This is a genomic window from Kribbella soli (assembly GCF_004331345.1).
GTDB lineage: Bacteria > Actinomycetota > Actinomycetes > Propionibacteriales > Kribbellaceae > Kribbella > Kribbella soli.
Genome location: NZ_SJJZ01000003.1, coordinates 277,315 through 288,927, shown reverse-complemented (window position 1 = coordinate 288,927; position 11,613 = coordinate 277,315). Strand labels below are relative to the sequence as shown.

At 69.3% G+C, this 11,613-nt stretch carries 13 protein-coding genes; 10 read left to right on the top strand and 3 right to left on the bottom strand.

All coding sequences use genetic code 11. The features are described from left to right. The first annotated feature begins 12 nt into the window (after window positions 1-12). From E0H45_RS24375 to E0H45_RS24360, 4 genes are read left to right on the top strand one after another with little or no spacing between them, the layout of a single operon-like run. Window positions 13-1,056, top strand: coding sequence for a LolA family protein (locus E0H45_RS24375; protein ID WP_238155234.1), 1,044 nt, complete (start codon window positions 13-15; stop codon window positions 1,054-1,056). Between the two features lie 8 nt (window positions 1,057-1,064). Continuing rightward, window positions 1,065-2,000, top strand: a complete 936-nt coding sequence (locus E0H45_RS24370; RefSeq protein WP_131341314.1) for an ABC transporter ATP-binding protein — start codon at window positions 1,065-1,067, stop codon at window positions 1,998-2,000. Next, the gene (locus E0H45_RS24365; protein ID WP_131341311.1) at window positions 1,987-2,862 is read left to right on the top strand and encodes an ABC transporter permease; all 876 of its coding nucleotides are present in this window, start codon (window positions 1,987-1,989) and stop codon (window positions 2,860-2,862) included. The genes E0H45_RS24370 and E0H45_RS24365 overlap by 14 nt, the downstream gene beginning before the upstream one ends. Window positions 2,863-2,868: 6 nt before the next feature. Further along, window positions 2,869-3,732 (top strand): putative RNA methyltransferase, encoded by an 864-nt coding sequence (locus E0H45_RS24360; protein WP_238155233.1) that lies wholly within the window; start codon window positions 2,869-2,871, stop codon window positions 3,730-3,732. Between the two features lie 66 nt (window positions 3,733-3,798). Here the strand turns inward: E0H45_RS24360 and E0H45_RS24355 are convergent, their stop codons facing one another. Beyond that, complete coding sequence (locus E0H45_RS24355) at window positions 3,799-4,467, bottom strand: FMN-dependent NADH-azoreductase (RefSeq protein ID WP_131341308.1); 669 nt, start codon at window positions 4,465-4,467, stop codon at window positions 3,799-3,801. Between the two features lie 121 nt (window positions 4,468-4,588). On the opposite strand from E0H45_RS24355, the gene E0H45_RS24350 reads away from it, so the two are divergent. After that, entirely contained in the window at window positions 4,589-5,137 is a 549-nt protein-coding gene (locus E0H45_RS24350) for a MarR family winged helix-turn-helix transcriptional regulator (RefSeq protein ID WP_131341306.1), read from the top strand. Here E0H45_RS24350 and E0H45_RS24345 read toward each other — a convergent pair. After that, window positions 5,134-5,784: a response regulator transcription factor gene (locus tag E0H45_RS24345; RefSeq protein WP_131341303.1), complete on the bottom strand. Its 651-nt coding sequence runs from the start codon at window positions 5,782-5,784 to the stop codon at window positions 5,134-5,136. The two genes, E0H45_RS24350 and E0H45_RS24345, sit on opposite strands and share 4 nt — an antisense overlap. A 1-nt stretch (window position 5,785) precedes the next feature. Then, the gene (locus E0H45_RS24340; protein ID WP_238155232.1) at window positions 5,786-7,072 is read right to left on the bottom strand and encodes a sensor histidine kinase; all 1,287 of its coding nucleotides are present in this window, start codon (window positions 7,070-7,072) and stop codon (window positions 5,786-5,788) included. 392 nt (window positions 7,073-7,464) lie between these two features. Between E0H45_RS24340 and E0H45_RS24335 the strand changes: the two genes are divergently transcribed. Genes E0H45_RS24335 through E0H45_RS24315 form a run of 5 tightly spaced genes read left to right on the top strand, consistent with a single transcriptional unit; the run spans window position 7,465 to window position 11,589 of the window. Further along, window positions 7,465-8,490, top strand: a complete 1,026-nt coding sequence (locus tag E0H45_RS24335; RefSeq protein ID WP_131341297.1) for an ABC transporter substrate-binding protein — start codon at window positions 7,465-7,467, stop codon at window positions 8,488-8,490. Window positions 8,491-8,511: 21 nt separating this feature from the next. Continuing rightward, window positions 8,512-9,318 (top strand): ABC transporter ATP-binding protein, encoded by an 807-nt coding sequence (locus tag E0H45_RS24330; RefSeq protein ID WP_131341294.1) that lies wholly within the window; start codon window positions 8,512-8,514, stop codon window positions 9,316-9,318. Next, the gene (locus tag E0H45_RS24325; RefSeq protein WP_238155231.1) at window positions 9,315-10,109 is read left to right on the top strand and encodes an ABC transporter permease; all 795 of its coding nucleotides are present in this window, start codon (window positions 9,315-9,317) and stop codon (window positions 10,107-10,109) included. Before E0H45_RS24330 ends, E0H45_RS24325 begins: the two co-directional genes overlap by 4 nt. After that, on the top strand, window positions 10,106-11,194 hold the full coding sequence (locus tag E0H45_RS24320; RefSeq protein ID WP_131341291.1) for an Ldh family oxidoreductase: 1,089 nt from the start codon (window positions 10,106-10,108) through the stop codon (window positions 11,192-11,194). Before E0H45_RS24325 ends, E0H45_RS24320 begins: the two co-directional genes overlap by 4 nt. Further along, window positions 11,194-11,589 (top strand): RidA family protein, encoded by a 396-nt coding sequence (locus E0H45_RS24315; protein WP_131341288.1) that lies wholly within the window; start codon window positions 11,194-11,196, stop codon window positions 11,587-11,589. The genes E0H45_RS24320 and E0H45_RS24315 overlap by 1 nt, the downstream gene beginning before the upstream one ends. Window positions 11,590-11,613 lie beyond the last annotated feature (24 nt).

Sequence of the window (11,613 nt, the reverse complement as noted above, 5' to 3'; positions counted from 1 at the left end):
GTTGTGGCAGGGGTGGGGGCACTCGGACCGGTGGTCGCGGATGCGTCGCCGAAGCTGCCGGGGATCTCCGCGCAGGACCTGCTCGCGAAGGTTCAGACGGCGAAGGTCGACGGGCTGAGCGGCACGGTCCGCTCGGACGCGGACCTGGGCCTGCCGGCCATCCCCGGCGCGCCGGCCGGTAGCGAGCAGCTGACCGAGATGCTGAGTGGTCAGCACACCGCGCGGGTCGCGTTCGCGAGCCCGGACAAGGCACGGGTCTCGGTGCTCGACAACCAGGCCGAGCGGGTCTGGACCACCGACGGCAAGTCCGCGTGGGCGTACGACTCGTCCCGGCGCGAGGCCGTGAAGCTGACGGTCCCCGAGCACAAGACGACGAAGCCTGAGAAGGCCGTGCCGTCGTACGACCCGCAGGCGGTCGCCAAGCAGTTCCTCGACGCGATCGACCCGACCACCAAGGTCGAGGTCAGCGGTACCGAGAAGGTCGCCGGCCGGGACGCGTACAAGCTGCGCCTGGTGCCGAAGACCGACAAGACGACCGTGGGTTCGGTGACGCTGGCGATCGACTCCAAGACCTGGGTCCCGCTGGACGTGACGGTGATGCCGCGGACCGGCAACGACCCGGCGGTCGAGGTGGGCTTCAGCTCGGTGTCGTTCGACGTACCGGCCGCGAGCACGTTCACCTTCACCCCGCCGCAGGGTGTGAAGGTCACGGACAAGAAGGTGCCGTCCCAGGACCGGCCGAAGCGGGTCGCCCCGAAGCAGGTCGAGCCCAAGCAGACCAAGCCTGGTACGGCGAAGGCGGACGAGCCGACCGTGATCGGTGAAGGCTGGGAGAGCGTCGCGATGATCCGCGGAGCGCAGACCGGCCAGCTGACCGGGAACGGACCGCTCGCGCAGCTGCTCGCGAAGGCGCCGACCGTGTCGGGCACGTGGGGCACGGGCAAGGTGCTGACCAGCAAGATGGTGAGCGCGTTGATCACCGACGACGGCCGGGTCTTCGTCGGCCTGGTCACCCCGGACACCCTGCAGGCCGCCGCGGCGAAGGCCCCCCGCTGAACAGCCAGATGACCAGCGCGCCGGTCGTCACCCACGGGCTGACCAAGCGGTTCCACGGCGGCCAGGTCGCGGTGGACGCGGTCGACCTGGAGGTGCCGGCCGGCAGTGTGTTCGGCTTCCTCGGCCCGAACGGGTCGGGGAAGACGACAACGATCCGGATGCTGCTCGGCCTGATCGCGCCGACGTCCGGCGAGGTCGAGCTGCTCGGCGAGCCGATGCCGAAGGCGCACCTGCGGGTCCTGCCCCGGGTCGGCGCGCTGGTCGAAGGGCCGGCGTTCTACCCGTTCTGGACCGGCCAGGCGAACCTGCTGCGGTTCGACGCCGCCGACCGCACCGCCGATCCGAAGACCCGCAAGGCACGCGCCGGCGAGGCGCTCGAACGGGTCGGGCTGTCGAACGCGGCCGGTAAGAAGGTCCGCGCGTACTCGCTCGGCATGCGTCAGCGGCTCGCGATCGCGGTCGCGCTGATGCAGCGCCGCGAGCTGCTCGTCCTGGACGAGCCGACGAACGGCCTCGACCCGCAGGGCACCCGCGAGGTCCGGCACCTGATCCAGGAGCTGGCGAGCGACGGTACGACGGTCTTCACCTCGACCCATCTGCTCGCCGAGGTGGAGCAGGTCTGCACGCACGCGGCCGTGATGAGCCGCGGGAAGCTGCTCCGGCAGTCGACGGTCGAGGACTTGCGCGCCGAGCTGCGGCCGCGGTTGGTTGTGCGTACGCCGGATGCCGGGACGGCGGCCGAGACGTTGCAGGGGTTGGGCGTGACGGATCTGAAGACGAGCGGTGAGACCGTCGAGGGTGATCCGGGCGAGCTGCCGATCGAGAAGTTCGCCGCCGCGCTGGTCGCGGCCGACGTCCGCATCCACGGCTTCGGCCTGGAACGACCGAGCCTGGAAGACGCCTTCGTAGCACTCACCGGGGAGGGCTTCGATGTCGCCGAATGAAGCAACAGCCGAACCAACCGAGGCATTGGTTGCTGGGCAGCGGCCTAGTGCTGGGCGGCATACTCTCGCGTTGTTCCTGTCCGAACTGCGGCTGGTGTTCGGGCGGGCTCGGACTCAGGTGGGGCTCGGTGTGCTGGCCGCCGTACCGCTGCTGATCGGGATCGCGGTCCGGATCGCCGGCTCGGACAGCGGCGCCGAGGGGTTCATCGGGCAGATCGCCGGCAACGGGCTGTTCCTGATCGTCGCCAGCCTCGGCCTGTCGCTGCCGTTCTTCCTGCCGACCGCGGTGACCGTGATCTCGGGGGAGTCGCTGGCCGGCGAGGCCAGCCTCGGCACGCTACGCAACCTGCTCACCGCACCGGCCGGCCGGTCCCGGCTGCTCGCCGCCAAGATGGTCGCCCTCGCGATCTTCTGCCTGGCCGCGACGATGACGATCTGGATCTCCGGCCTGATCGTCGGCTTCATCCTGTTCCCGGTCGGCGACGTCCTGCTGCTCTCCGGCTCGACCGTCTCGCTCGGCGAAGGCCTGCTCCGCGCGCTCGGGATCGCCGTCGTGATCTCGCTGTCGCTGCTCGGACTCGCCGGCATCGGCCTGTTCGTGTCGTCGCTGACCTCGACGCCGCTGGCCGCGATGGCGGCGACGTTCGGCACGTTCATCGTGCTCGGCATCCTGACCGCGATCCCGCAGCTGCACGCGATCCACCCGTGGCTGCTGATCTACCGCTGGCAGTCGTTCGCCGACCTGCTCCGCGACCCGCCGTACTGGCACGAGATAGGCCGCAACCTGCTCCTCCAAGGCGGCTACCTGGTCGTCTTCTACGCCGCCGCCTGGGCGAGGATCACGAGCCGCGACATAACCTAGGGTCTCGTGACCAGCTCCATGGATGGCGACCTCGTGGCCGTCCTGCGCTGTCCGGTGTGTGCTGACCGGCTGGCGCTGGACGACCGTACGGCGCGCTGCCCGCGCGGGCACGCCTACGACCTGGCCAAGCAGGGCTACCTGAACTTGTTGCCCTCGGCCTCGAACGGGATCGAGGGCGACTCGGCCGCGATGGTCGGCGCCCGCACGGTCTTCCTCGGCACCGGCCACTACGGACCGATCCGGGACGCACTGATCCTGCAGGCCGGGCTGGGCGAGGACGATCTGGTCGTCGAGGTCGGCGCCGGCACCGCCTACTACCTGACCGGTGTCCTGGGCCTGTCCCCGCACCGTCGCGGGATCGCACTCGACGTGTCGAAGTACGCCGCCCGCCGCGCGGCCCGAGCGGACCCACGGATCGCGTCCGTGGTGTGCGACGCGTGGCGTGAACTGCCGTTGATGGACGGGTCGGCTCAGCTGATGCTGAACGTGTTCGCCCCCCGGAACGCCGCCGAGATGGCCCGCGTACTGGCCCCCGACGGCCGGCTGCTCGTGGTCACGCCGAACCAGCAGCACCTCGGCGAGCTCGTCGACGTACTGGGGATGGTCAGCGTCGACGAGCAGAAGGAACGCCGCCTGGAGGAGTCGCTCGCGGGGGAGTTCGAGCGCGTCGGCACCGAGGTGGTCGAGGAGACGATGCGGCTCGACCGATCGGCCGTGGAGCAGTTGGTGCTGATGACACCGAGCGCCCGGCACCTGAACTACCGCGAGCTGCTGCAGCGGGTCGGGGCACTGCCAGAGCCGATGATCGTCACATTGTCGGTGAATTTGTCGACCTGGCTACGGACCTCCAGCACTCCACAATCGGCCTGACGGCTGCCCGCCCACGCTCAGCCTGCTCGCGGACGGGCAATTGTGTAGTGCTGGAGGTCCGCCAACTCAGGCCGCCTTGCCGACGACCTCGCGGGCGACGACGGTGCCGTGGGTCTCGGCCTCCACGTGGGCCTCGGATTCCGAGACCTTGGAGGCGTCGATGAGCTCCTCCATGCCCGGGGTGACCGGGGCGAGGGTGAGCTCAGCGGCGGCGGTCCGGATGTTCATGCCGAAGACGTCACCGAAGATTCGCTCGAGGTACGGCGTGGCGTGGTCCCAGCCCTGCTTCGGCGAGCCGGGGCCGTATCCGCCGCCGCGGGCGAGCGCGAAGATCGCCGGCCGCCCGGCCAGCGGCCGGGAACCGAAGGCGAGGTCCTTGTCGATCACCAGCAGGTCGATCCACGTCTTCACGTGCTGGGCGATGCCGTAGTTGTACATCGGTACGGCGAGCAGGACCGCGTCGGCGTTCACGATCTCCGCCTTCAGTTCGTCGGCGATCGCCTGGGCCTCGGCGAGCGGCATCCGGTCCGATTCGGCGACCGGCTGCTGGCCCACCTGGGCCGCGGCCAGGGTCGGCCACACGGTCGCGGGCAGCGGGTGCTGACCGAGGTCACGCCGTACCACGACACCGTCCGGGTGCTCAGCCTTCCAGGCGGCTTCTGCGCTGTCCGCGAGGGCGCGGGACACCGAGCCGTCCAGCCGGATGCTGGCGTCGACGCGTAGCAGGGTGCTCATTCGTTCTCCATCAAGGTGAGGGGGCGTGCTCATATTGAGCTGTTATGAAGATAATCTGTTTTGCAGAACATATTCAAGTCAGATCGTATTCCGGGTGGCGTACACCACGTACGATGGGGACATGTCCAGTACTCCGCCCGACGTCGCGACCCGAGGTACGCGAGGGGTCGAGCCCGCGGTCGCCAGTGGCGCACCGGTGGAGGCCGACCTCGGCTGGGCGCTCGGCGTCGTCTTCCGGCGGTACGTGAAGGCGTCCGCGGCGGCGCTGGAAGGGTTGCCCGGCGGACCGCGGGGCTACCAGGTGCTCGCGACGACGAGCGCCGAGGGACCGAAACGGCAGCTCGACCTGGCCGCTCAGCTCGGCGTCGACCGGACCGTGATGACCTACCTGCTCGACGACCTGGAGAAGGCAGGCCTGGTGCAGCGCCGGCCCGACCCGGCCGACCGGCGGGCGCGGCTGATCGCGCCGACCGACGAAGGCCACGAGGCACTCTGTGACCTCGAGCGGCGGCTACGTGCCACCGAGGACGAGATGCTGGGCATCCTCGACGAGTCGGAGCGGTCCAGCTTCCGGATGCTCCTGCAGCGGCTGGCGATGAAGGCCAACGACGTCGACCCGCTCCACAATGCCTGCACCCTGGCCGAGGCCGACGACCCGGTCAACACTTAATGCAGCGGCACGAAGCCTGACTCGTAGGCGCGGATCACCGCTTGGGTGCGGTCCCGGGCGTGGAGCTTGGCGAGCACGTTGGCGACGTGCGTCTTGACGGTCTGCAGACCGAGGATCAGCTCCGCGGCGATCTCCGCGTTCGACAGTCCGCGGGCCATCAGCCGCAGGACCTCCTGCTCGCGTTCGGTCAGCTGGTACCGGTCGAGTCCGCTCGGCGCCGGGGTGCCGGCGTGGGCGAGAGCAAGGGCGCGGATCGCCTCCGGGAACAGCAACGACTCGCTCTTCGCGACCGTCCGGATCGCCGCGATGATGTCGTCCGGCGGAGTCCGCTTGAGCAGGAACCCGGACGCTCCGGCCCGCAGCGCGTCGTACACGTAGTCGTCGTTCTCGAACGTCGTGACGACCAGGACGCGCGGCGCCGGGTCGAGGCTGTCCAGTAGCAGTCGCGTCGCCTGGATGCCGTCCACCGCGGGCATCCGGACGTCCATCAGTACGACGTCCGCGCCGGTACGACGTACCAGTGGCAGCACCTCCGCCCCGTCGCCGGCTTCACCGACGACCGTGAGGTCCTCCTCGGCGTTGATGATGGCCCGCAACCCGCTACGGATCAGCGGCTCGTCATCGACCACGACCACGGACAGGTTCATGTCATCCTCCCTTCGTCACACTCACGGGTAACCGGACTGCCAGTTGCCATCCCGGGTCGTCCTGCCAATCGACCGGGCCGGCGTCGACGGTTCCTCGCAGTACGGCGACTCTTTCACGGATCCCGGCCAGGCCGCGGCCGCCACCGGAGTGATCGGACCTGCCGCTGACCGGGTTGGTCACGGCGAGCCGCAGCCCGGATGCGTCCAGGCAGATCGACAGGTGCACGGCCAGCTCGCCGGCCGGGCGTCCGGCGTGCCGGATCGCGTTGGTCAGGCCCTCCTGGACGATCCGGTACGCCTCCCGGGACACCGCGGCCGGCAGTTGCTCCAGCGCGCCCGATCGCTCGACCTCGACCGTGATCCCGCCGGCCCGGGTCGCGTCGACCAGCCGGTCCAGACCCCCGAGCGTGGCCTGCGGCGTGGTCCGGGAACCCGGCCGCCGGTCGTCGCGGAGCAGGCCGAGCACATGATCGAGATCGGCCAGCGCCGCCCGGGCGGAGGTCTCCATCGCGGCCAGTGCGGTCTCGGCGAACTCCGGATCGCTGGCCAGCACGCGGCGGGCGGCCGCCGCCTGGATCGTGACCAGGCTCAGCGCGTGCCCGACGCTGTCGTGCAGCTCGCGGGCGAGACGGTTGCGCTCGGCAAGTGTCGCGGTCTGCTTCTCGAGGAGCTCGATGCGCTCCGCCGCGGTCGGGCCGAGCACGCGGGGCGCCAGGTACGCCAGCAGCGCGCCGACGGCGGCGGACAGCAGGAACAGCCCGGCGAGACCGCCGATCGCCGCGGCCGGCATCCACAGGTCGGTCCAGTTGCCGTGCACGTCGTACGACCAGCCAGGGACGACGTCGCGAGCACCGGGGGAGCGGAACGGAGCGGCCAGCCAGATCGCGCCGAGACCGAAAACGATCGTGCTGAGGATGCCGACGACGCCGCCGGCCAGCAGGTGCAGGCAGAACCACAGCGTCGTACGCCGCCGCTGCGCCCAGGTCCGCGCCGGGCCGAGGGGTCGCTCCTCGAACCGCACCGCGAGCAGCGACTCGACCGCGATGCCCTCGACCTCGCGGACGGCGGGCAGCAGGCCGAGCACGACCGGCGGCACCAGGCCGAGCAGCACCCAGATGGTGCCGGTGGCAACCTTCGGCAGGCCGAGATCGCCGACCACCGCGCCGAGCGCGCTGTCGACCAGGATGAACGCCAGGACCAGCGCCGCGCCGAGCAGCAGGTACACCCAGCGCAGGTACGTCGACGGACGCCACAGGCAACCGATCGCCCGCCACACCCGTCGCGCCACGTCTCGCACCATCACATCCTGTCAAAGCCGGGGCGGGTTTCCCTCCCTCCCCGGAGTGAACGGAGGGAAACCCGTGATTCCGGGCCGGACCGGGTGGGTTGGGTCACGAAGAAGTTGAGGGTTTACGCAAATTTGACGGAGTGTCGCCGAGTTCGGTCTCTGCGGGCGTCGCGATCTGCTGCTCCGGCAGGTACGGTCTGTGGTCGGGGCGGGTGCCCGTCCGGTTACAGGATGTGTCTGGACGGGTAGGGGAACGGCTCCAGGACGGGTGGTCAGCAGGACCGCGAGGACCCGGCGCGGCGGACGTTAAGTCCCCGTGAAGACCCCGCGGGTGAATTGACCACCTTTCCATATTTGATGTTTGATCAAATATCGGGACGAGAGAGGTCGATATGAGGTTGAGGCGTTCCGTCATCGCCCTGATGGCGGTCCTGGGGCTCGCCCTGGTGAGTGCGTGCAACGGTGACGACAGCGGCAAACAGGCCGACGGCGACGGGCTGCAGAAGGTCAGCTACCTGACGTCGTTCAACACCTTCGGGCGCGAGGCATATGCCTACGTCGCGTTGGAGAAGGGGTACTTCAAGGACGCCGGTTTCGACGTCAAGATCACCCCCGGCAGCGGCACCGTCGACGTGATGAAGCTGGTGGCCGGCGGTCAGGCCGACTACGGCATCGGCGACTTCACCGCGGTCGCGATCACCCTCGCCAAGCAGAAGCTCCCGGTCACCACGGTCGGCATGGTCCACCAGCGGTCCTTGGCCGGGATCATGTCCCTGGAGGGCCTGGGCATCAACGGGCCGAAGGACCTGCCCGGCAAGACGATCGGCGACCAGCCGGGCTCCACCAACACGGTGATGTTCCCGGTCTACGCCAAGGCGGTCGGTATCGACGCGAGTAAGGTCACCTTCCTCCCCTCGCCGCCGCCGGGGCTGCCGGCCCTGCTGGCGTCCGGCAAGGTCCAGGGCATCGGCCAGTTCATGGTCGGTGAGCCGCTGATCGCGAATGCCGACAAGGAGAAGCACCGCAAGGTCATCAAGCTGCCGTACGGCAAGGTGCTGCCGGATCTGTACGGAAACGCGATCATCACCCGGTCGGACCTGGCCAAGGACCACCCGGACCAGGTGAAGAAGTTCACCAACGCGCTGCTCAAGGGCCTGCAGGACACGTACAACGACCCGGCCGCGGCGGCCGCGACCCTGAAGAAGTACGTGCCCAACACCGATCTCACGGTGGCCACCAAGGAACTCGAGATCATGAAGGAGTACATCAAGCCGGACGACTTCAAGGGTCCGCTGGGTGAGGTCACGCAGGAGCGGGTGCAGAAGGTCATCTCGCTGCTGGAGGAGTCGAAGGCGATCGGCTCGGGCGTGATCAAGCCCGAGGACGTCGTGACGCTGAACCTGGCTCCGAAGAGCTGAGGTTAGGAGTACTGGAACCGGATGATTCGCCTGGACGGCGTGGGGCAGGTCTTCGACGGACGCGAGGGCCAGGTGACCGCCCTGGAGAAGATCGACCTGCACGTTCGAGGCGGTGAGTTCGTCACGCTGATCGGCCGGTCCGGCTGTGGCAAGTCCACGCTGCTCCGGCTGATCGCGGGACTGCTGCCCCCGACGTCCGGTGCGGTTCAGGTGGCGGGGGAGCCCGTCACCGGACCGCGCCGGGACGTCTCGTTCATGTTCCAGCGGCCGGCGCTGCTGCCCTGGCGTTCGGTGTTGTCGAACGTGATGCTGCCGGTCGAGATCGACAAAGGCGCGGGCGACCGCAGCAAGGCGGCGTACCGGGACCGGGCCCATCAGCTGCTCGAACTGGTCGGATTGCAGGGGTTCGAGCGGCGGCTGCCGCACGAGCTGTCCGGCGGTATGCAGCAGCGGGTGTCGCTGTGCCGGTCGCTGATCCGCGACCCGCAGGTGATGCTGATGGACGAGCCGTTCTCCGCGCTCGACGCGCTCACCCGGACCGAGCTGTCCGAAGAGCTGCAGCGGATCAAGATGGAGCTGTCCACCACGATCGTGTTCGTCACGCACTCGATCGAGGAAGCCGTCGTACTGGCCGACCGGGTGGTCGTGCTGACCCCGCGGCCGGGCCGGATGCGGGAGGTCGTCGACATCGATATCCCGCGGCCGCGCAGCCTCGGCCAGAACGCGCACCTCACCGAGGTCGCCGCGATCAGTGGCCGGCTGCACGCGCTGCTGGCCGAGAAAGAGTCCGACGAGGTGCGCCCGGTCGACGAGGTGCGGTCGCGATGACCCGGCGGACGATGCCGAAGCGGACCTGGCTGACCGACTCTCCGGTGGCCGCCGTCGTACTCCCGATCATCGGCCTGGCGGTCGCGATCGGGCTGTGGTGGGGCGCGACGGTCGTGTTCTCGATCGAGCCGTATCTGCTGCCGAGCCCGTGGGACGTGGTGGTCAAGTTCTTCGAGCAGCCCGGTTACCTGCTGCAGGAGACCGGTACGTCGTTGCTCGAGACGATCGAGGGGTTCCTGCTCGCGATCGTGATCGGCGTACCGATCGCGGTGCTGATCGTCCGCTCGGTGGTCCTCGAGCGGCTGGTGTACCCGCTGCTGCTGATGGTGAACTCCATCCCGAAGGTGGCGATCGCGCCGCTGCTGGTGATCTGGATGGGCTTCGGGCAGTGGCCGAAGGTCGTGATGGTGCTGCTGATGTGCTTCTTCCCGATCGTCATCTCGACCGCACAGGGGATGAAGTCGACGCCGACCGAGCTGGTCGAGCTGATGCGGTCGCTGAACGCGAGCCGGGTGCAGGAGTTCTTCAAGCTCCGGCTGCGGTACGCGATGCCGCAGATCTTCACCGGGTTCAAGGTGGCGATCTCGCTGGCGGTGATCGGTTCGGTGATCTCCGAGTTCGTTGGCGCCACCAAGGGACTCGGGTACGTCATCCAGCAGTCCGGCGCGAGCGCGGACACCACCCTGGCGTTCGCCGCGATCAGCCTGCTGAGCGTGATGAGCATCGCCTTGTTCTACGCCCTGGTCCTGCTGGAGCACTGGCTCCTCCCATGGGCGCAGGAGAAGCGATGACCGCACAAGCTTCTGATGCGGATCGGCGGGTGCTGGTCCGGCGCGAGTGGCTGGAGGCGACCGTGGCGGGCGTGTTCACGGCGCTCGGGTTCGACTCCGCGGACGCGACCGAGATCGCCACGGCGCTCGTCGAGGCCGACCTGCGCGGCGTCAGCTCGCACGGCGTGATGCTGGTCCCGATGTACGTCGAACGCCTGAACGCCGGCGGCGTGACCCGGGAACGCGAGCTCGACATCCTGTTCGACGCCGGCGCCGCGATGGTGGTGGATGCCCGCGGCGGGATGGGCCAGCTGTCCAGCCCGCAGGCGATGCGGCACGCGATCGAGCGCGCCGGCCGGTACGGGATCGGCATCGTCTCGGTGCGCAACGCCCACCACTTCGGCGCGGCCAGCCGTTGGGCGATGCAAGCCGGCCAGGCGGGGTGTATCGGTATCGCGATGTCGAACACCACGCCGCTGATGCCCGCCCCGGGCGGCGCGGAGCGGCTGGTCGGCAACAACCCCCTCGCGATCGCGGTGCCGACCACGGCGGGTGTGGAGATCGTCCTGGACATGGCGTTGTCGGCTGTTGCCCTGGGCAAGATCCGGCTCGCGGCGTCGGCCGGGCGGCCGATCCCGGACACCTGGGCCACCGATCCCTCCGGGACGCCGACCACGGACCCGGACGAGGCGGTGCTCGGCATGCTGCTGCCGGCCGCGGGTCACAAGGGCTTCGGGCTGGCGCTGATGATCGACGTGCTCACCGGTGTCCTGAGCGGCGGCGGGTGGGGCGACCAGGTCCGCCCGCTGTACCGGGAGCCGGACCGGCCGAACGACTGCGCGCACCTGTTCCTGGCGATCGACCCGGAGCTGATGGGCGGCGTGGAGGACTTCAAGCGGCGCTCGTCCGGACTGGCTGCTCGCGTCCGTGGGAGTGCGACGGCGCCGGGGGTGAACCGGCTGTACCTGCCGGGCGAGATCGAGGCCGAGCGCGCGGCGCAGCAGCGGCGTAACGGCGTACGGATTGAAAGGTCGGGCCTGGACGGATTGCTGGCGGCCGCACGCGCGGTCGGCGCCGTCATCCCGACGGGAGGGATGTTGAACTGATGCCGAAGACACAGGTTTCCACTGAGGCGCTGCGGAGCCCGAACGGGGTGTTCTCGCAGGCGACCACGATCGAGGCGACCGGGCGGCTGGTGTTCGTCTCCGGGATGACCGCCCGCCGTCCGGACGGCAGCATCGCCGGCGTCGGGGACGTCCGGGAGCAGACCCGGCAGGTCTGCGAGAACGTGAAGTCGGCGGTCGAGGCGGCCGGCGGCACGCTCGCCGATATCTGCCGGGTGGATGTCTATGTGCGCAACATGGAGGACTTCGCCAAGATCCACGAGATCCGCGCGCAGTACTTCATCGAGCCGCTGCCGGCCTCGACGATGGTCGAGGTCAGCAAGCTCGCGCACCCGGACTACCTGATCGAGATCAACGCGATCGCCGTGATCGCATGACCAGGGGGTGAACTCGTGATGCGT

Coding starts and splice junctions, on each gene's coding strand:
- E0H45_RS24370 (WP_131341314.1), top strand. CDS start 1,065: ATGACCAGCGCGCCGGTCGTCACCCACGGGCTGACCAAGCGGTTCCAC.
- E0H45_RS24365 (WP_131341311.1), top strand. CDS start 1,987: ATGTCGCCGAATGAAGCAACAGCCGAACCAACCGAGGCATTGGTTGCT.
- E0H45_RS24355 (WP_131341308.1), bottom strand. CDS start 4,467: ATGAGCACCCTGCTACGCGTCGACGCCAGCATCCGGCTGGACGGCTCG.
- E0H45_RS24350 (WP_131341306.1), top strand. CDS start 4,589: ATGTCCAGTACTCCGCCCGACGTCGCGACCCGAGGTACGCGAGGGGTC.
- E0H45_RS24345 (WP_131341303.1), bottom strand. CDS start 5,784: ATGAACCTGTCCGTGGTCGTGGTCGATGACGAGCCGCTGATCCGTAGC.
- E0H45_RS24335 (WP_131341297.1), top strand. CDS start 7,465: ATGAGGTTGAGGCGTTCCGTCATCGCCCTGATGGCGGTCCTGGGGCTC.
- E0H45_RS24330 (WP_131341294.1), top strand. CDS start 8,512: ATGATTCGCCTGGACGGCGTGGGGCAGGTCTTCGACGGACGCGAGGGC.
- E0H45_RS24325 (WP_238155231.1), top strand. CDS start 9,315: ATGACCCGGCGGACGATGCCGAAGCGGACCTGGCTGACCGACTCTCCG.
- E0H45_RS24320 (WP_131341291.1), top strand. CDS start 10,106: ATGACCGCACAAGCTTCTGATGCGGATCGGCGGGTGCTGGTCCGGCGC.
- E0H45_RS24315 (WP_131341288.1), top strand. CDS start 11,194: ATGCCGAAGACACAGGTTTCCACTGAGGCGCTGCGGAGCCCGAACGGG.